The organism is Pantoea sp. SGAir0215 (genome assembly GCF_043543215.1).
In genome coordinates this window covers 1,038,122-1,058,558 of sequence record NZ_CP028031.1, presented here as the reverse complement: position 1 = coordinate 1,058,558, position 20,437 = coordinate 1,038,122, and the positions used below count along the sequence as shown (strand labels likewise).

General features: G+C 54.0%; 13 protein-coding genes. 5 read left to right on the top strand and 8 right to left on the bottom strand.

The annotated features are described in order from the left end of the window. Together mtgA and arcB are read right to left on the bottom strand one after the other, a co-directional pair. Positions 1–720, bottom strand: a complete 720-nt coding sequence (gene mtgA, locus C1N64_RS04975; protein WP_033739165.1) for a monofunctional biosynthetic peptidoglycan transglycosylase — start codon at positions 718–720, stop codon at positions 1–3. An 873-nt stretch (positions 721–1,593) separates the two neighbouring features. Next, complete coding sequence (gene arcB, locus C1N64_RS04970) at positions 1,594–3,930, bottom strand: aerobic respiration two-component sensor histidine kinase ArcB (protein ID WP_033739163.1); 2,337 nt, start codon at positions 3,928–3,930, stop codon at positions 1,594–1,596. 892 nt (positions 3,931–4,822) lie between these two features. On the opposite strand from arcB, the gene C1N64_RS04965 reads away from it, so the two are divergent. Then, the gene (locus C1N64_RS04965) at positions 4,823–10,354 is read left to right on the top strand and encodes a glutamate synthase-related protein (protein WP_394515293.1); all 5,532 of its coding nucleotides are present in this window, start codon (positions 4,823–4,825) and stop codon (positions 10,352–10,354) included. A gap of 178 nt (positions 10,355–10,532) precedes the next feature. Then, positions 10,533–12,290, top strand: a complete 1,758-nt coding sequence (locus C1N64_RS04960) for a sulfite reductase subunit alpha (protein WP_006121726.1) — start codon at positions 10,533–10,535, stop codon at positions 12,288–12,290. Positions 12,291–12,397: 107 nt separating this feature from the next. On the opposite strand, the gene sspB is transcribed toward C1N64_RS04960, so the two are convergent. From sspB to zapE, 5 genes are all read right to left on the bottom strand, one after another. After that, positions 12,398–12,883 (bottom strand): ClpXP protease specificity-enhancing factor, encoded by a 486-nt coding sequence (gene sspB, locus C1N64_RS04955; protein ID WP_006121725.1) that lies wholly within the window; start codon positions 12,881–12,883, stop codon positions 12,398–12,400. Positions 12,884–12,886: 3 nt separating this feature from the next. Beyond that, complete coding sequence (sspA, locus tag C1N64_RS04950) at positions 12,887–13,528, bottom strand: stringent starvation protein SspA (protein ID WP_033739161.1); 642 nt, start codon at positions 13,526–13,528, stop codon at positions 12,887–12,889. A gap of 316 nt (positions 13,529–13,844) precedes the next feature. Next, a complete protein-coding gene (rpsI, locus tag C1N64_RS04945) occupies positions 13,845–14,237 on the bottom strand; it encodes a 30S ribosomal protein S9 (protein ID WP_006121723.1) in 393 nt (130 codons plus the stop codon). A gap of 15 nt (positions 14,238–14,252) precedes the next feature. Then, complete coding sequence (gene rplM, locus C1N64_RS04940) at positions 14,253–14,681, bottom strand: 50S ribosomal protein L13 (RefSeq protein WP_006121722.1); 429 nt, start codon at positions 14,679–14,681, stop codon at positions 14,253–14,255. A 225-nt stretch (positions 14,682–14,906) separates the two neighbouring features. Then, positions 14,907–16,034 carry a cell division protein ZapE gene (gene zapE, locus C1N64_RS04935; protein WP_058702619.1) on the bottom strand — a complete coding sequence of 376 codons (1,128 nt, stop codon included), beginning with the start codon at positions 16,032–16,034 and terminating at the stop codon, positions 14,907–14,909. Positions 16,035–16,211: 177 nt separating this feature from the next. Here zapE and zapG point away from each other — a divergent pair, with 177 nt between their 5' ends. The 3 genes from zapG (at position 16,212) to degS (ending at position 19,250) form a co-directional block, all read left to right on the top strand. Next, positions 16,212–16,613 carry a Z-ring associated protein ZapG gene (gene zapG, locus C1N64_RS04930; RefSeq protein ID WP_394515292.1) on the top strand — a complete coding sequence of 134 codons (402 nt, stop codon included), beginning with the start codon at positions 16,212–16,214 and terminating at the stop codon, positions 16,611–16,613. A 109-nt stretch (positions 16,614–16,722) separates the two neighbouring features. Then, positions 16,723–18,099: a serine endoprotease DegQ gene (gene degQ / locus C1N64_RS04925; protein WP_394515291.1), complete on the top strand. Its 1,377-nt coding sequence runs from the start codon at positions 16,723–16,725 to the stop codon at positions 18,097–18,099. Positions 18,100–18,188: 89 nt separating this feature from the next. Further along, complete coding sequence (gene degS, locus C1N64_RS04920) at positions 18,189–19,250, top strand: outer membrane-stress sensor serine endopeptidase DegS (protein ID WP_033739158.1); 1,062 nt, start codon at positions 18,189–18,191, stop codon at positions 19,248–19,250. A 126-nt stretch (positions 19,251–19,376) separates the two neighbouring features. Here the strand turns inward: degS and epmA are convergent, their stop codons facing one another. Further along, a complete protein-coding gene (gene epmA / locus C1N64_RS04915; protein ID WP_033739156.1) occupies positions 19,377–20,354 on the bottom strand; it encodes an elongation factor P--(R)-beta-lysine ligase in 978 nt (325 codons plus the stop codon). Positions 20,355–20,437: the final 83 nt, after the last annotated feature.

The following is a 20,437-nucleotide window of genomic DNA, read 5'->3' as shown; positions in this document are numbered from 1 at the left end:
TCAGTCCAGATGATTGCGCTGCAGGAAGCCCTCTCCTCCCAGTTGGCGCATCTGTCGGAGTATCCATTGCTGGCGCTGACGCACATAGCCTGACGGCGCGTCGGCACGAAAGCGCAGCGGGTTAGGTAAAACGGCCGCCAGTAACGCCGCTTCTGACATGGTTAAGCGACTGGCAGGCTTGTTGAAAAAACGCCGGGACGCCGCCTCAACACCAAAGGTCCCTTTACCAAACTCCGCGATATTCAGGTAAACCGTTAAGATCCGGCGTTTAGTCCAAACGGTTTCCAGGCCGACCGTCAGACCCGCTTCCAGTCCTTTACGCATCCAGCTACGTCCATCCCACAAAAACAGATTTTTAGCCGTTTGCTGTGACAGCGTTGACGCACCGCGCATCCGGTTATCATCGCTGTCCAGTACAGACTGAATGGCTGCCACATCAAAGCCCCAGTGGTGAGGAAAGTTTTGATCTTCCGACGCGATAACGGCCAGCCTTATCCAGGGCGACATCGCCTGTGTCCCCACCCAATCCGAATGTGAGACATAGCTGAAATCGCCACGCAACCAGGCACCGATTTGGCGTTCAGCCATCACGGCAGAGAAAGGCACCGGGAGAAAGGAAAAAAGTAAAATACCTGCCAGCCACAGCCCTGCCCAAATCAGCAGAATGCGCAGCACAATGCGCTTTACACCCTGCCAAAGCTTCCCTTTATGCTTACTCATACAATCGTCTCATCATTATGTCGTTTTTTAATTAATTTCAGGTGTAATCACCCCTGATGATAAAAAGCGTTCCTGAAAAATTCGCCGTCTGGGCCTGTCACCTTTATGATATGGCAAAGAAAATGCATCTGCGATGCAACAATAGTATGAATGAGTTCAATAAGTTCCCTTAAAAAGGAATCGGTTCCATTTACGAAGTCTCACACCATTCCTTGCAGGGCGATGATAATAATTCGTGATAATTGCAGCCATCAATGTTTCACAAAACTTATATTTTATTTCGGGCGCGCCTGAACACAGGTTGCAGCAATGCGGCAGGCATTAACGTACTTATGGCATTTCTTAACCGCAATGCATGTTTTTTTATTAATATGTTTCCCCAAACATTACAAACTTTTCTATTGATAAAACCTTTTAAGCGCCAGGGCGGATGACGTTTTCCGAAACGTTTTGGACCTTCCTGACCCGATCCTTTCATTATTCTTTATTATCATAAGTTTATAGCCAATTTAGTTCGCATCAGTGACGAATCATTTGTGTTAAGAGGCTCAACACAGGCTTTGTTAACAAATTTGGGTTAAACCCGTACAAAAAACAGAACTTTTGTTCAAAAAACAATCAATGTAACGGTAAAATTGATTCCTTTCTTGACTATGTTGGCAAATTAATGTTTCCTGTATTTAAACGCTGTTCAACATCACAAATTTTAATGAATCTTGTCACAAGCTAATTCGAATTTGATAAGGTGTTGCATGTGTTAACCAATACCCGTTGTTGCCTTGAAAAACACTAAGCATAGCAGCAGCGACTTTTTCCCTGGTGTTGGCGCAGTATTAGCGCACCCCGGCCTCGGCTGGGGTCATTTTTTTTGGATCACCGTTGTTTCTCAGCCACCCACTCGCGCAATATCTGCACATCGTGCCGCCATTCACGCTTCAGCTCTTCCACCCATTCGCCCACGTTATCCCACCAGGCCGGTAATTCTGGGCTTTGAATTTGTTTCGCGATCTGTTGCAGATGCTGCAGACCGACAGAACCCGCCGCTCCCTTAATTTTGTGGCCCTCTTCAGCAATGCCTTTTTCGTCGCGTGCCATCAGGTTGGAGTCCAGTACCTCCAGGTAGCCCGGCATCATCTGTTCGAAGATGGTCAGGCTTTGCGTAATCAGACCGGGTCCCACCAGCTCCAGATACTGTTCAAGCATTGGAATGTCCAGCAAGGTATCGGACTGACGACTGCCCGGCGTCATAACGGCCTGATCATCGTTTCCGGGTTGGTCATCCCAAAACTTTTTGATGATGGCCGTTAACGCAGGTACGGCAAGCGGTTTACTGAGCACATCGTCCATGCCCGCATCAAAATACTCTTTTTTGTCTTTCAATACGTTGGCGGTTAAGGCAACCAGCGGCGGCAAATGCGCATCAGGATACCGTTGACGAATGGCACGCGACACGTCCATGCCGGTCATGTCCGGTAACTGAATATCCAGCAGCACCAAATCGAACTCCAGCGGGTCAAACATCTCAAGCGCTGCTTGCCCCGTCATAGCAACGTCAACGCTGCATCCCAGTTTTTCCAGAACCGAGCGAGCCACAATGACGTTCAGCTCAATGTCTTCCACCAACAGCACGTGCAGGGCCGGAAGCGGCAGCGTATCGTCAACGCCTTCATCTTCTACTTCCTCGGCAATACGCGGCGCTTTAATCACCACGGTAAAACAGGAGCCCTGGCCCGGTGCACTACTGACGCTGATATCCCCGCCCATCGCCTGCGCCAGACGGCGGGAGACCGCCAGGCCGATACCGGTTCCGGTTGCCGGTTTGCCGCCATGCTGATCGGTAACCTGATAATACATGGCAAAAATTTTGTCCTGCTCTTCCTCGCGAATGCCCTGCCCGGAATCCTGTACCTCAAAGCGCAGCGTTTCATCCTGTTCATAGGCGATACGCACGATGATTTCACCCTGCTGAGTAAACTTCACGGCATTGCCGATCAGGTTCCACAGGATCTGCCGTAGTCGTGTACCATCCGTTGAGATTTTATGAGGCAGCGGTAACTGCGGGGCCATGACAAACTTCAGGCCTTTTGGCTGCGCCAGCAAGCCAGAGAGATTCTCCAGATCGGCCAGGAAACTGGTGAAATCCAGCGGCTGGTTGTCCAGCTGTACCTTGCGTCGCTCGATTTTGTCCACTTCGATGACGTCGTTAAAGATATTGCCCAGGGTGATGGCAGAGACATGGATGGTTTTCAGGTACTTGAGCTGCTCCTGATTCAGATCGGTATCCAGCAAAATGCGGCTCAGACCGACAATGCCGTTAAGCGGCGTACGAAGCTCGTGGCTGATCGTAGAGATAAAGGTGGTCTTTTCCCGGCTCGCGTTCTCCAGCGCGTCCTGATAGCGTTTACGTTCGGTTATATCGCGGCCAAAGCCCATCAGGCCGCTGCGCTTACCGACCCGGTCGTAATAGGGCACTTTACGAATTTCAAAACAGGCTTTCCGCCCATCGGGATACTGCAGCCACTGCTCATAGGTGAGCGAGACGTTATGACGAAAGACTTTTTCATCGGTTTCCAACACTTTAGTCGCCGTGTCATTGTCATAAATATCATGTGGCGTGAGCCCGATAAGCTGTTTTTCACTTTTACCGGTCAGCAGCTCCATGGCGCGGTTACAGCCTGAGAACTGCTTGTCGATATTGCGATAAAAGACCAGATCTGGCGATGCATCCAGAAAAGAGCGCAGGAAAGACGACTGTTGTTCCAGCTCTATTTGCGCCTGCTCGCGCCGCGCCACCTCTTCGCGTAGCTTAGCCATGACCTGCTCACGTGCCTGCTCCGCTTTTTTACGATCGGCAATTTCCTGATTGAGTCGGGAAATGGTCTCTTTCATCTGCTGATTCAACTCAAGATCGCGCGTACGCATTTCTTCCAGCTTATCCACCAGCCTGGCAAGACGCTGGCGTGACTCTTCCAGTTGATCGACCACCACGGAAAGAAAATAAACCGCCCAGGGCGTGATCAACAGACCGAAAAAGACCGATCGCACCATATCAATACTTTCGACATGACCACGCAGTACCATGGTCACCGCCATCTGCACAATCATGGCCAGCACGACCAGTGCAGACGCCAGCAGCAGCGAAAAACGGATCAGGCCAAGCTTGACCATTAAATCAACATAATATTGCGCCAGCAGGCGAATCTGTTTCATAAACACTCCCTGGGTGAGAACAGCCACATGATAGCGTATTTACGTCACCGTCGTCTTAGTGCATCCGGCGAGATCGCGACCGTCATGCACTTATATGGTGCAAAACGCCGTTGCTTCGCCGACGTTTGCCCCATTATTGCTAAAACCCTTGACTAATTGTGCTAACTCAATGAATCTGTAGGGCCGTCTGCTAAACAGGCGCGCGTATCCAACCTCTTCTTTTCCGTCTGACAAGGCTTTATTGTCACGACGCCCTGTTTTTCATGCATAGCCATTCACATTATTCGAAGCTTTAAGCAACGCGACCTGATTAATTTTACTAATCACATGCCCCTTATTGATTCAAATTTGCTGCTATAAGAAAAACAGATACATCCTGCGCTTCCACTGCCTGTAGCAGCATTTGATACTGTTTAGTACCCTGTCGCCAGCATACTTCAGCGATTTCACGCCACTGGCACAGTGATAGAGTTCACATTTCCCTCTCTGCCGCTTAATGAAAAACTGACACAATTTAGACACAAAAGCATAATAAATTCATTTGGTTATCGACATAAAGACGTGATTAAACTGTGTCAGGCTCGCTATTTGACCTTGATTCGCTTTCCCGATAAGTTGGAATTCCGCTGAAAGCTTTCATGATGGGCAAGCGTCACGGCATATCTATGCAACATGACGCCCGCATGGTTTGAGTCATCTCCTTTCGAGAACGGAAACACCACGCGCTACACATCCACGGACTTATCCTCCTGCCGATGAAAAGTGCGTAAAACGAAATCGCGCAGGCTGTCAGGCGCGGGAATAAAAGAATGCGCGCTGGGAAGAGTGTTTAACCAGGCTCAGTGCCTGAAACAATGCAGGTAATGTCAAAAGCAGTTTAAGGAGACCCTCAATGTCCACTAAAAAACCTGAATCCTATGGCTTATATAACCCAGCAGCAGGAAGTGACAGCTGTGGTGTAGGTTTCATTACCCGTAAGGACGGCGAGCAGACCCACGACATTCTGCGTATGGCGCACAGTGCACTCTGCACGGTTCCGCACCGTGGTGGCATGTCCGCTGAAGGCGTGGGTGATGGCGCGGGTGTCAACGTCGATCTTTCACTGCACTTTTTCCGTAAAATTACCGGTCAGGCGCTGGAAGCCGGTCGCTTTGGCGTGGGTAACTTCTTCGTTCCTAAAGATGCTGAACTGCGTGCCAATGCGGAGCGCCTGGTAGAAGAGACGCTGCGTCATTTTAATCTGCCGGTGATCATGAAACGCGAAATGCCGCTGGATAACAGCGTGACGCGTCCGGCCGCTGTCCAGTTTCAGTTGCCCATCGTGCAATGGATTTTTGCTGCGCCTCAGGATGTCAGCCACCAGAACGATTTTGAAAAACGGATTTATCGCGCCCTGCTGGCGATTGAGGCAGAGGCCTTTACGAAAAGTGAGTTTGGCGGTTTGTATCCGCTGTCGCTTTCGTCCCGTACCCAGGTATTCAAAGCCCGTCTGAATTCCAATGAGGTCATTCCTTATTTCAAAGATCTGACCGATCCCAATCATCAGGTCCGTGGGCTGTTTTTCCATACCCGCTTCTCAACCAATACCGATCCGCACACCACTATGGCGCAACCTTTCCGGTTAATGGCCCATAACGGTGAGCTGAATACCGATCGTAAAAACCGGATTGCTGAATCCGCGCTGGCCTCTGCGCGTGGAAAAACTATCGTTCGCCCGAAAGGTCAGTCAGACAGTTCCCGTCTTGACCAGAGCATTCACAGCCGCCTGATGGAAGACGATCTCGACTTAATCACCGCCGTGGTGTCGATGATGCCACCTGCATGGGAAAATGACACCGCGCTCTCTCCGGCGGTGCGTGACATGCTGGAATATTTCTCACTCTATGAAGAGAAGAACGACGGCCCTGCGGCGTTGATCTTTGGTAATGGGGAAGTGATTGGCGCACGTCTTGACCGTCTGGGTCTTCGTCCACTGCGTTCGGTAGAAACCGCCGAGTATATTGGTGCCATGTCGGAAGCCGGCCAGATTGCCTTTCCCCCGGAAAGCGTACTGCGCCGTGGTCGTATCGAAGCCGGCGGCATGCTCTATTTTGATCATCGCGAAAAACGCAGCTATACCACGCATGAAGCGCTGGAAAAGCTGGCTGCGGAAAAAGATTACGCTGCACTGCTCGGCAAATCTCGCGTCGATCTCAAGGAGTTGCCTGTCATCCCTGCTGAGAAACAAGGGTCGCCTCTGCGCTATCGCGGCGATCTGAAAACCTATCAGCGCTTTGTGGCTTACTACTATAACCAGGAAAGCTTCAAATTCATGATGGACCCGATGCTGAACACCGGGGCCGAGAAAATCTCTGCTATGGGTTACGGCAACGCGATCAATGGTCTGTCCGATCACGAAGGCGGCATGGCGCACTACTTTTCGCAGCGTTTTGCACAGGTCACTAACCCACCGCTGGACTCCATCCGTGAAGCGGACGGTATGACGCTGCGCGTGGCACTGGGAGCCAAACCGCACCTGGGACGCAGTAAAGGCCGTCAGATTATTGTGCCGACGCCTATTCTGACGCACCTGGACATGCTACAGCTGCGCGAACAGAACGTCGCACCTTATGCCCGTTTTGACATGCTGTACGAACCTGTCACCGGCAAAGACCTGCTCAGCCGTACGGCCAACGCCACTGCGCTGGAGAAGGCGATTGACGATCTGGCTCAGCAGGTCGTGGATTTCGCACGTTCTCAGGGCGGGATAGCCGTCCTGACCGACCGCCACATCTCGTCCACCCATGCCGCCCTGCCCATGCTGTTGGTGGTTTCTGCGGTGAACCAGCGCCTGGTCCAGGAAGGATTACGTCTTGACGTGTCCCTGGTGGTGGAGAGTGGGCAGATTATCTCGTCGCATCACATTGCCGCGACGCTGGGCTTTGGTGCCTCTGCTGTCTATCCGCTCGGCGTACAGATGCGTGCCGAGGAGAAATTCGGTGAAGGTGAAGAAGGCAATAAAGCCTTTAAACGCTATGCCAAAGCCGCCGAAAAGGCCCTGATGAAGACCATGGGTAAAGTGGGCCTGTGTACCGTTGAAAGCTACAGTAGCGGTGAGTTCTTTGAACCTAACTTCCTTAACACTGACGATCCGGTGCTGAAGAAGTATTTCCCGAATATCAAAACGCCTGTTGGTGGCGCGGGCTTTGCCACCATCGCGCAAATGGCAGTGGACTGGCATCAAAGCGCGCTGAAAATTCAGGGCGAATCAGAAGTGCCATTACTGGGGCTGTTTAAAGAGCGCGCAGAGGGCGCAGGCCACTCCTACGGCACCATTGCCGTGCGTACCTTTATTGATATGACGGAAGAGCCGATTCGCTTTGCGGACAAAGCGCGCGAAGAGGACAATTTCATTCGTCTGATGACGCTGGCCCGTCTGGATAATGCGTTTGGCATCAAGCCTGACACGTTCAAGGACAGCAGCTTTGAGCGCATTCCTGATGACGTGATGAATAACTTTGCCATCACAGCCGATTACCGTCAGTTCTCCAGCCTGATGTATGAAGAGCGTAAACGCCGCCCTGCTGCGCTGCGTGACATTCTGGCCTTCCCGGCCGATCTGACGCATATCGACAGCGAAGCGGAATTCCGCCGTAAACTGGGCCGTTATTCGCTGACCAACAACGGATTTGCTACTCGCGGCCTGGAATGCGAGGCCATCGAAGGCAGCCCGAACACCTTTATGCTGCGGCTGACCGATGCCATCGCTGGGCTGAAGCCGGAAAGCGAACGTCTGCTGAATCTGTCACGGGCTCTGAAAGCCCGCTTCAGTGACGAAATCGAATCGGCGGACGTGGTCGCAGGCGGCCTGAAAATCACCGCCGTAGGTAAAGCTGCCGACTATCTGTCGCGCATTTTTACTGCGCTGCCCTCACTGCCGTTAAGCGAAATTCAGCCTGCCTGTGAAATCACTCGTACTTTCGCCTCCGGGGCGATGAGTCACGGCGCGCTGGTGGCACCGGCACATGAAGCTGTCGCACATGGCACCAACATGGTCGGCGGCATGAGCAACTGCGGGGAAGGCGGCGAGCACTATTCCCGTCATGGCACTATCCGTGCGTCCCGTATCAAGCAGCTGGCGTCAGGTCGTTTCGGCGTCTGGGCGGCGTACCTGGCCGATCCGATGCTGGAAGAGCTGGAGATCAAAATTGGTCAGGGTGCAAAACCTGGCGAAGGTGGCCAGTTGCCTGCGGCGAAAGTCACCGTCGAAATCGCGGCGGCACGTGGCGGCACACCGGGCGTTGAGCTGGTCTCGCCACCACCGCACCACGACACCTACTCTATCGAAGATTTGGCCCAGTTGATTCACGACTGCAAAGCGGCGCGTGTTCGCGTCATTGTGAAGCTGGTGTCCTCTGAAGGGATTGGCACCATTGCCGTGGGCGTAGCGAAAGCCGGTGCTGACGTTATTAACGTCGCCGGTAACACGGGCGGTACGGGCGCCGCCTCGGTGACCAGTCTGAAATATACCGGTCGCGTCGCGGAAATCGGCATTGCCGAAGTTCATCAGGCGCTGTGTGCGAACGGCCTGCGCGACAAAGTCCTGCTGCGCTGTTCAGGTGCACAGCAGACAGGCAGCGACGTGGTGAAATCCGCGCTGCTGGGCGGTGACAGCTTTGAATTCGGTACGACTGCGCTGATGATGCTGAAATGCGTGATGGCGAAGAACTGTAACGTCAAATGCCCGGCAGGGTTAACCACGAACGCCGAAGCCTTTGATGGCGATCCGCGTCAGCTCGCACAGTATTTCCTGAATGTGGCGCACGAAGTCCGCGAAATCCTGGCGCGTATGGGCCTGCGCTCGCTGCGTGAAGCCCGTGGGCGCGCTGACCTGCTCCATTTGATGGATCACCCGCTGGAAGTCGGCAAGCTGGATCTGCGCGCCATGCTCACCGTGGTGCCAGAGCTGAAAATCGACAAGCCGGTTTATCTGGAAAAAGATTTTGAGCTGGATGATGGCTGGGTAGAAGAACTCAACCAGCAACTGGTGACAGCGGGCAAGACATCGCTGCAGTTAGGTCACGATGTCGTCCTGAACAACCGCAATAAAAGCGTGGGCGGTCAGTTGGCGATCGATATCGAGCGCATGCTGAATCATACCCTGACAGCAGAGCAACTGCAGGCGATGCCCTCTGTGCTGCAGGACGATCGCGGTCGTCGCTATCTGGCGCCGGCCACGGTGCATATTACGACCACCGGCTCAGCCGGTCAGTCCTTCGGTGCCTTCTGCAATGACGGCATGCTGATGCAACATCGTGGCACCTGCAACGATGGCGTGGGCAAAGGCCAGTGCGGCGGCGAGCTGGTGGTGTTATCACCGGGCGGCGGCGCACAGGACAGTGATGGCAACGTCCTGATCGGTAACTTTGCTCTGTTCGGCGCAACGGGCGGCCGCCTGTTCGTGCAGGGCCAGGCCGGTGACCGCTTCGCAGTGCGTAACTCTGGTGCCACTGCGGTAGTGGAAGGCGTCGGTGACTTCTGTTGCGAATACATGACCAACGGTGCCGTGTTGAACCTGGGCACCTTTGGTAAAGGCTTCGGTAACGGCATGAGCGGCGGCTTTGCTTACCAGTACGATCCGTACGGCTCCCTGGCTAACCATGCAGCGGGCGATTCCGTTCTGTTTGGTTCCATTGCCGATGCCGATGAGCTGGCACAAATTCATAAGCAGGCCGTGCTGACCATGCTGAACTGGCATCTGGACGCCACGCAGTCACCACGTGCGGCCTGGCTGCTGGAGCACTGGGAAACCGAATGTCAGCACTTCGTGTATGTGATGCCGCGCTCTCTGCTGCTGTATCAGGATGGCGGTGAAATCCTGAAGGCGAAATCCCGTAAGGATTTGCTGGAAGAACTCTCAACCGCGCTGGCAGCGCATCAGGTGGCGAAATTCAAAGCCGCGTGGCGTGAAGGCAAAACCATTGCAGACGGTGCCGTACCGGCTTATGGCGCGACAGATACGGTCGAGATGTTTGTATTGCTCAATAACTACACCGTATTGAGCTTCGCGCAGCAGCTGGCTCTCGGCAAGTTACCGAAAGGCACCCACGTTGAGGATCCGGCGGTCGAGAAAGCGGTTCGTAATTTACTGATGACAGAGGACTTTTCGCTGGTCAGTAAACTGCAGCGCCATGCGCGGGCAGCTATTGAGAACTACAGCGACAGCGAATTAGCCAGCCTGATCGGTTCAAAACGCATGTCCGATTACAAAGCGGCACTGACGCAACGCAACATCCGTTCCATGGACAGCCTGGCCACCTATGGCTGGATCATGTATCAGGATGCCTGCAACCGTGAAATCCTTGGTCGTCTGCCTGATTTTGAAGAGTTGTTTGCACGTGCGGCATTACCTGAAATTGCGGCAGCGGTAGGGAAACTGGCCTGACAGCCGCGTCTGTAAACTGAACTGTGTTTAATCATGATTACCCGGAGGGTTTCGCGGTACCGGGCGGAGGTCAATCCCGAGCCTCTCTGTGGCAGACGGCCGCTGAGAGGACGGGTTTCGCCACACTCACGGCGGTGCGAAACATGACGGTTAAGAGCGGGATTGAGTAAAGGTATCCATGAAAATTCCATACATTCCTGAAGATGCACCTTTCAATGGTGATCAGAAATACTGGCTGGCGGGCTTTCTGGCTGGCCTGCACTCCCGTTTGCTGGTGTTAGAAGACAAACAGCAACCTGCCGCGGGCAACGCCGCCGCTGCAACGACCCAACTGCACATTCTTTATGGTTCGCAGACCGGTAACGCTGAAGCTCTGGCCCAGTCTGCGGCCAAATCGGCCCGTGCTAAAGGCCTGGTGCCTGTCGTTCAGGCGCTGGGCGATGTGGATCTCGACGTGTTTGCCACAATGCGCCACGTGCTGATCGTCACCTCGACCTACGGTGAAGGTGAAATGCCGGACAATGCCCAGTTATTCTGGGACGCCATCTCCGCCAGTACCGCACCGCGTCTGGAGCAGATGCACTTTGCCGTTCTGGCTATCGGCGACACCGGCTATGACGGTTTCTGCCAGGCCGGTAAATTCCTGGATATGCGCCTGGAACAGCTGGGTGCCAAACGTGTTGTTGATCGTATTGACTGCGATATTGATTATGAAGAGCCTTCGCATGCGTGGCTGAACAGCACGATGCCACAGTTCGCCAGCAGCGCAGGCAGCAGCGGCACGGTTCTGGAGAGCGCACCGGAAGCCCCGGTCATCCCCGGCAGCAACAAATCCAATCCTTATGCCGCAGCCCTCATCACCAACAAGCGCCTGTCGAGTGAGCAGTCTGCGAAAGACATTCGCCATTTCGAATTTGATCTGACTGACAGCGGTCTGAAGTACGAAGCGGGCGATGCGCTGGGTGTGATCCCGGTGAACGAACCGTCGCTGGTCAGCCTGTTGCTGACACAACTGAACGCCGATTATCAGACGCCCGTCCCCGGCTTCGACAGAAGTCTTGGCGATCTGCTGACCTACCAGTTTGAAATTTCTGAGCCTTCACGCAAGCTGATTGAGTGGGTTGGACAGAACACCACGAACCAGGAACTGCGTCACGTACTTCAGCACGATGATAAAGATGCCCTGGGTGTCTGGCTGTGGGGCAAAGATACGCTGGACCTGCTGCAACTTGAGCTGACCCGCAGCCTGAGCGTGCCTGAGTTCGTCGCCCTGCTGCGTCCGCTGCAGCACCGTGCCTACTCCATTTCGTCCAGTTCCAAAGCGCATCCTAACCAGGTTCACCTGACGATTGCGGCTGTGCGCTATCACAGTGGCGGCCGCAACCGTAGCGGAGTCTGTTCAACCTACCTGGCCGAGCGCGTGCGTCGTGGCGAAAAGCCGGCGATCTTTATTTCGCCGAATAAATCCTTCCGGGTCCCGGCCAACGGCAATGCCCCCATGATCATGGTCGGCCCGGGTACCGGCATCGCCCCTTTCCGCGCGTTCCTGCAGGAACGTCAGGTGACCGGTGCGCAAGGCAAAAACTGGCTGTTCTTTGGCGATCAGCATCAGGAGCATGACTTCATTTACCGTGAAGAACTGACGGCCTGGCATGAGAGCGGTTTGCTGACGCGTCTCGATCTGGCGTTCTCACGCGACCAGGACAAAAAGGTCTACGTGCAAAACCGCATGCTGGAACAGGGCGCAGAACTGTACGCCTGGTTGCAGGAAGGTGGGTATTTCTACGTCTGTGGTGATGCCTCACGCATGGCGAAAGACGTGGATAATGCGCTGTATGAAATCGTACGCCAGTTTGGTGGTCTGTCCAGCGAGCGCGCGGCGGACTACATCGATCAGTTGAAGAAAGAGAAACGCTACCTGCGCGACGTGTACTAATCTCAGCCGCAGAAAGCAAAAATCCGGGTACGCTGTGCGCCCGGATTTTTTTTCGCTCATCATTCTGACGATCAAAAAAATGCCTGTCGGCTGACAGGCATTCTGAGTTATTTCACCACACGCAGTGCGGGACGACCGCCGCGCGGTGGCGGATCGTCATCAGGTGAGTTGTCGTCATCGCTGGCATCGTCAGGGCGATCGCCATCAATCACTGACATGACCGTCTCTTCCTGATTTTCCGGGAACGCCTGGGATGCCCCTTCATAAGCCGGTTCAGGCTCAAACATGGTCCCCGCACCGTTTTCACGCGCATAGATGGCCAGAATGGCCGCCATCGGCACGTTCACCTGGCGCGGCACGCCACCAAAGCGGGCATTAAACGAGACTTCCTCGTTACCCAGCTCAAGATTGCCTACAGCGCGCGGCGCAATGTTGAGGACAATCTGACCGTCCCGGGCATATTCCAGCGGAACCTGAACGCCCGGCAGGTTGATATCGACCACCAGATGCGGCGTCAGCTGGTTATCCAGGAGCCAGTCATAAAAAGCCCGCAGCAAATAGGGGCGACGGGCCGTAAGTTGCGACATTTCCATAAATCAGCCCCGGGCTTGCAGGCGCATTTCACGTTCAGCTTCAGTCAGTGAAGCAAGGAAGGAGTCACGTTCAAATACGCGGTTCATATAGCCTTTCAGCTCTTTTGAGCCCGATCCCAGCAGATCGATGCCCATTGACGGTAAGCGCCACAGCAGCGGTGCCAGGTAGCAGTCAACCAGGCTGAACTCGTCGCTCATAAAGAAAGGTGAACGTCCAAACAGGGGGGCAATCGCCAGTAACTCTTCACGCAGCTGCTTACGCGCCGCTTCGGCTTCCTGACCGCTGCTGTTCTCGACCTTTCTCATCAGGCTGTACCAGTCTTGCTCGATACGGTGCATCATCAAACGGCTTTCGCCACGCGCAACCGGATAAACCGGCATCAAAGGCGGGTGTGGGAAACGCTCATCAAGGTATTCCATGATGATGCGTGATTCATACAGTGTCAGTTCGCGATCAACCAGCGTCGGCACAGTACGGTACGGATTGAGGTCAATCAGATCCTGCGGCAGGTTATCCATTTCGACCTGCTCGATCTCTACGCTGACACCTTTCTCGGCCAGCACAATACGCACCTGATGGCTAAAAATGTCAGTAGGACCAGAAAACAGCGTCATTACCGAACGTTTGTTGGCAGCGACAGCCATGAAAACCTCCCAGTTTGTTCACAAAAAGTTACTGCGAATGGCCAACCACACGGCGACTCACCTGCTCATAGAACTCGCTCGCAATCCGCGCTAACCACTCCCGACTGATGCCAGGCGCATAACGCGCCAGCTTGCGGGCGCAAAGTGACAGGGAGTTTACCAGATTTTAGGCAGCTTGTGGGCGGGGGAATGCATTTTTGCGGGTAAAATGCGAACAGCATTGTTGTTTTCTGTGACTGCGCCGCCTGGCATGAAAAGCAAAAAACCCGCCGAAGCGGGTTTTTTGTGCCAACTGTGACTGCCGAAGCAGCAACAATTAACGTTTGGAGAACTGAGGACGACGACGTGCTTTACGCAGGCCGACTTTCTTACGTTCAACCTGACGAGCATCGCGAGTAACGAAGCCTGCTTTACGCAGTTCGCCACGCAGTGACTCATCATACTCCATCAGAGCGCGGGTGATACCGTGACGGATCGCGCCTGCCTGACCAGAGATACCACCACCTTTAACGGTGATGTACAGGTCCAGTTTGCCAACCATATCAACCAGTTCCAGAGGCTGACGCACGACCATGCGTGCAGTCTCACGACCGAAATACTGCTCCAGAGAGCGTTGGTTGATGACGATGTTACCGCTACCCGGCTTGATGAAGACGCGTGCGGATGAGCTTTTGCGGCGACCAGTGCCGTAGTTTTGAGTTTCAGCCATTGCCTTTAATCCCGATTAAATGTCAAGAACTTGCGGTTGCTGTGCCGCATGGTTGTGCTCGTTACCTGCGTAAACTTTCAGTTTACGGTACATAGCACGACCCAGCGGGCCCTTCGGCAGCATGCCTTTAACCGCGATCTCAATCACGCGCTCAGGACGGCGAGCAATCATCTCTTCAAAGGTCGCCTGTTTGATACCACCGATGTGACCAGTGTGGTGATAGTAAATCTTGTCAGAACGCTTGTTGCCGGTGACAGCAACTTTCTCAGCGTTCAGAACGATGATGTAATCACCTGTATCAACGTGCGGAGTGTATTCCGCTTTATGCTTACCACGCAGACGGCGTGCCAGTTCAGTCGCCAGGCGACCCAAGGTTTTGCCAGTTGCGTCAACAACATACCAGTCACGTTGGACGGTTTCTGGTTTAGCTGTAAAAGTTTTCATCGAAAAGCTTACCCAAATTAAGTTACACGTTGGTGAAATCCCAAACGCTTAAGTAAACGAATGAGGCTCACACGACCATTTTGACCAGCAAGCCACCCCTTCGGATAGCGTTACCGGCGCGCAGAGGATTTGGGAAAAAAATCCAGTGCCGTAACGTGGGGTCGCAAGATTATAGAGAAGTCGATTACAAAAATCGAACTCTATTTTCATTTATTACCCGGAATCTCAGGGTAAATGCGCCAGCCGCAGATACTCTTCGCTCTGCATTTCCTGCAAACGCGACAGGCAGCGCTGGTATTCAAATTTCAGGCGCGTGCCCTGATAAATTTCGAACAGCGAGGTTTCCGCGGCGACGACCAGTTTGACATGGCGCTCGTAAAACTCATCCACCAGCGCCAGAAAACGCCGCGCCTGATCTTCCGTTTTATAAATCATGACCGGCACATCAAACAGCAGCACGCTGTGAAAGCGGCGCGACAGTTCGATGTAATCGTGCTGGCTGCGCCCTTCCCCACACAGGGTTTTGAAGTCGATTGCCACCACGCCTTCACTGACACCCAGCGTGGGCATTTTGCGATGGTTGATCTCCAGCACCGGTGCGCTGTCGCGTTTTTCCCCTGACAGCGCCTGGAACATGCGATCCATATCGGCGTAAGTTTCTGGCCCTAAAGGAGACTTCCACAGATGCGCCGACGTCAGCGTGCGCAGACGGTAATCAATGCCCGCATCAACGTTCATGACGTCACAATGTTGCTTGATCTGCTCAATGGCCGGCAGGAAACGCGCGCGCTGTAAACCGTTTTTATAGAGGTTATCGGGCGGAATATTCGAGGTGGCGACCAGGCTGATGCCCCGTTCGAACAACGCTTCCATTAACGTGCCCAGCAACATGGCATCCGTAATATCGGACACAAAAAATTCGTCAAAGCACAAAATATCGGTTTCGGCTTTGAAGCGATCGGCGATGATCAGCAGCGGATCGCTGTGCCCCTGCAGTTCGGTCAGCTCTTCGTGCACGCGCAGCATAAAGCGGTGAAAGTGTAAGCGCAGCTTGCGGTTGCCAGGAATAGACTGAAAAAACAGATCCATGACCCAGGTTTTCCCGCGCCCCACGCCGCCCCACATATACAAGCCACGTACCGGCGTTTTGACCTGGGATTTCTCTTTACCCATCAGCTTCGACAGACGACCAAACAACCCCTGCGAGGCAGGTTCAGTCGTCTGCTGGCGGGCGATGAGCCCTTGCTGGATAGCATCTAAGCGGGTGATCGCTTCACGTTGTACATCGTCGGGCTTAAAATCGCCCTGCGATAGCGCCTGCTCATAGCGGGCAAGCGGAGATGAGGTTTGCATGGTTCGCTCAGTGTCCCTGAATGTTGTCTTATTCACACATCGTTTGTCGAAAAAAAGGCCGCTCTACACTAAGGCATGGCGCTCCAGAGTTCCACATCCATAAGATTAACGGGTATAGTGACTATTATTAAGTGGTGCAACGCCCTACGGAACAACGGAAATAACACGGGAGTCATTATGACCTGGGAATACGGGCTAATTGGTTTAGTGGTAGGTATCATTGTCGGCGCAGTAGCCATGCGTTTTGGCAACAGGAAACTGCGCGAGCAGCGCAGCATGCAGTATGAGCTGGATAAAACGAAAGCCGAACTGGCTGATTATCGTGAAGAGCTGACCAACCACTTTGCGCAAAGCGCCGAGCTGCTTGACAACATGGCACGCGATTACCGTCAGCTTTACCAGCATATGGCGAAAGGATCTAATGACCTGCTGCCAAACATGCCTGGCGACAAAAATCCCTTTGCCTGGCAACTGACCGAAGCGGAAGCCGATAACGATCAGGTACCGGTTCAGATGCCACGCGATTACTCAGAAGGCGCTTCCGGTTTACTGCGCGGTGAACGCGCCGTGCGCGACTAAGCGTATCGGGCACAGCCACGCTGTGCCCGCTGTTTTTGCGAACCCCGGCCGCAAACGGCTGTCTCACTGATTTATTCCCCCCACTTTTTGCAGCGAGAGCGTTGTAGCAATGAAAAAACAAGCACGACTGTTAAGCGCGTTAGCCTTGAGTATTGGAATGAGTCTTGCCGCTGCGCCCGGCGCAATGGCGACGCTACCTGCACAGATTCAGGGGCAGCCACTGCCCAGCCTGGCACCGATGCTGGAAAAAGTGTTACCTGCCGTGGTCAGTGTGCATGTTGAAGGCACGCAGTCGGATTCACAGGCCCAGGATATTCCTGAACCCTTAAAGCGTTTCTTTGGCCAACTGCCTGGCGGCGGTCAGTCTCAGCCACAACCGTTTGAAGGCCTGGGTTCCGGCGTCATTATCGACGCCTCGAAGGGCTACGTGTTAACGAACAACCACGTGGTCAACGGCGCCGATAAAATCAATGTCCAGTTGGGCGACGGCAGTGAATATGACGCCAAACTCATCGGTCACGATGAACAAACGGATATTGCCCTGATTCAGATCCAGGGCGCTAAGAACCTGACGCAGATTAAAGTCGCGGATTCCGACCAACTTAAGGTGGGCGATTTTGCCGTCGCTATTGGTAATCCCTTTGGGCTGGGCCAGACGGCTACGTCCGGGATTATTTCGGCACTGGGCCGCAGCGGACTGAATCTTGAGGGGCTGGAGAACTTTATCCAGACGGATGCCGCCATCAACCGCGGTAACTCCGGCGGTGCGCTGGTGAATTTAAACGGCGAACTGATTGGTATTAACACCGCCATCCTCGCCTCCAGCGGCGGTAATATCGGCATTGGCTTTGCGATTCCAAGCGATATGGCAATCAACCTGGCCGATCAGTTGATTAAGTATGGCGAAGTCAAACGCGGTCAGCTTGGCATTAAAGGCACGGAAATGACTGCGGATATGGCCAAGGCGTTTAACGTCGATGCCCAACGCGGTGCTTTCGTGTCTGAAGTTCTGCCGCAGTCGGCGGCACAGAAAGCCGGTATTAAGTCGGGAGATATCATTGTTTCTGTGAATGATAAACCCATCACCAGTTTTGCTGAGTTGCGCGTAAAAATCGGCACCACGGCACCCGGCGAGAAAGTGAAGCTGGGCCTGCTGCGTGAAGGCAAACCCGTCAGCGTTGAGGTCACTCTTGAACAGAGTGCTCAGACAACCGCCAGCGCACAACTGCTGTCACCGGCTCTTCAGGGTGCCACGCTGAGCGATGGTCAGACGAAAACCGGTGATAAAGGCGTGAAGATTGACGGCATCGAAAAAGGCACGCCGGCTGAACAAGTGGGCCTGCAAAAAGATGATGTCATCATTGGCGTTAACCGCACGCGCGTTCAGAATATTGCCGAAATGCGCAAAGTGCTGGAAGCCAAACCACCAGTGCTGGCGCTGAATGTCGTGCGCGGTCAGGAAAGCATCTATCTGTTATTGAGATAAACCACGCATAATGGCGGACACAAGCACGTGTGTGTCCGCCTCGCGCATGGTATTCTCCCCAACGTTCTCCCCTGACGTGATTTAACACCATGTTTCTTAAACTTTTGCGTTCAGTGGTGTTGGGACTGATTGTTGCGGGCATCTTGCTCGCAGCGTTGCCCGCACTGCGTTTGGGCGGTGCTGCCCTCTATAGTCAAAATGACAGTAACGATGAAACGCCCTTTGGCTTCAATCAAGGGGTGCGCCGCGCTGTGCCTGCCGTGGTCAACGTTTATAACCGCAGTACGCAAGGGAACAATAACCGTGGTATCACCACGCTGGGTTCCGGCGTGATTATGAATGCCAAAGGCTATATTCTGACCAACAAGCACGTCATTAATAATGCCGATCAAATCATCGTCGCCCTGCAGGATGGCCGCTTCTTCGAGGCGACGCTGGTTGGGTCGGATGCGATGACCGATTTAGCGGTGCTGAAAATCACCGCGCCGAATCTGCCGGTGATCCCCATTAACCCTAAACGTGTCGCACACATTGGCGATGTCGTGATGGCTATTGGTAACCCCTATAACCTTGGGCAAACGGTCACGCAGGGCATTATCAGCGCAACGGGTCGGGTCGGACTGAGCTCGTCAGGCCGCCAGAATTTCCTGCAGACCGATGCCTCCATTAACCAGGGCAACTCCGGTGGCGCGTTAATCAATTCGCTGGGCGAGCTGATGGGAATTAACACCCTGACCTTCGACAAAAGCAGCGACGGTGAAACGCCCGAGGGAATCGGTTTTGCCATTCCCACCGCACTCGCGTCGAAAATCATGGATAAGCTGATTCGCGATGGCCGGGTTATACGTGGCTACATCGGTATCACAGGGCGCGAAGTGCCCCCGCTGCACGGTCAGGGAAACAGTCTGGACAGAGTTCAGGGGATTATCGTCAGCGTCGTTACGCCCGGCGGTCCGGCGGATAAAGCCGGTATTGAGCCTAACGATGTGTTGCTGAGCGTAAACGGAAAACCGGCTATATCGGCACAGGAAACCATGGACCAGGTTGCCGAAATTCGTCCCGGCTCAGTGATTGATGTCCAGGTGCTGCGTAATGATAAGAAGCTGACCCTGCCGGTGACGATTCAGGAGTTTCCGGACAACAGTCAGTAGGCAAAATATTTTGACGGGAACGCCCGTCCCACGGAAAAAAACAGACAAGGCCGCGCATTGCGCGGCCTTGTCTGTTTCTGGCTCAGGTCAGTAGGCTTCTCAGCGTAAGCTGGCGCGAAGCCTTGACTAGCAGCGGTCTACCGGAAAGGCGATAACCTCACTCAGCGAGTCGGCCTTCAGTGCCAGCATAATCAACCGATCTATGCCCAGCGCCACGCCTGAACAGGCTGGCATGCCATGTTCCAGCGCCGCCAGCAGGTAATGATCAATCGGGTGCTGCGGCAGCCCGCGTGCTGCACGGCGGCGATTATCCTGTTCAAAACGCTGACGCTGTTCACGGCTGTCCGTCAGTTCACGGAAGCCGTTCGCCAGTTCAATGCCCTTGTAATAAACCTCAAAGCGTTCGGCAACGCGATGGTCTTCTGTGCTGATCTCCGCCAGTGCCGCCTGGCTGGCCGGAAAGTGATAGACAAAACAGGGCTTATCCTGACCAATTTTGGGTTCCACGCCCAACATAAACAGCAGCATCAGCAAGGTATCGCGATCCTCTTCCCGATTCGCCAGCTCGCCCTCACCCAGCTTTTCTGCGGCCTCCCGCAATTGCGTTTTATCCGCAGAAAGCGGGTCCAGATCAAGATGACGAATAAACGCCTGCTGATATGAGAGGGATTCCGCGCTGTCGCACTCCAGCACCTGCTGAAGCAAATCGTCCACTTCGTTCATCAGCCGGTACATATCATAATGGGGGCGATACCACTCCAGCATGGTGAATTCAGGATTGTGGTGCCGTCCGGCCTCTTCATTGCGGAAACAACGTCCCATCTGATAAATCGGCCCGCTACCGGCTGCCAGCAGGCGTTTCATATGGTATTCCGGGCTGGTCATCAGCCAGAGGTCGCATCCGTCGGACATGCCGGGGCCGACAAACCGCGTCTGGAAAGGCACCAGATGGATATCGGTGACGGTCGCCTGACTCATGGCTGGCGTATCCACTTCCAGTACGCCACGATCGGCAAAGAAACGACGCACTTCAGCCACAATGCCTGCGCGTTTAATTAAATTGGCAATGGACGCGCCCGGTTGCCAGCTTGCCGTTTCACTCATGGTGATGACTCCTGATACAAATAAGGGTGGGAAGTCTACTCGCAATGGCGGTGCCAGACAATCATGGCGCAAAACTGTCCAAT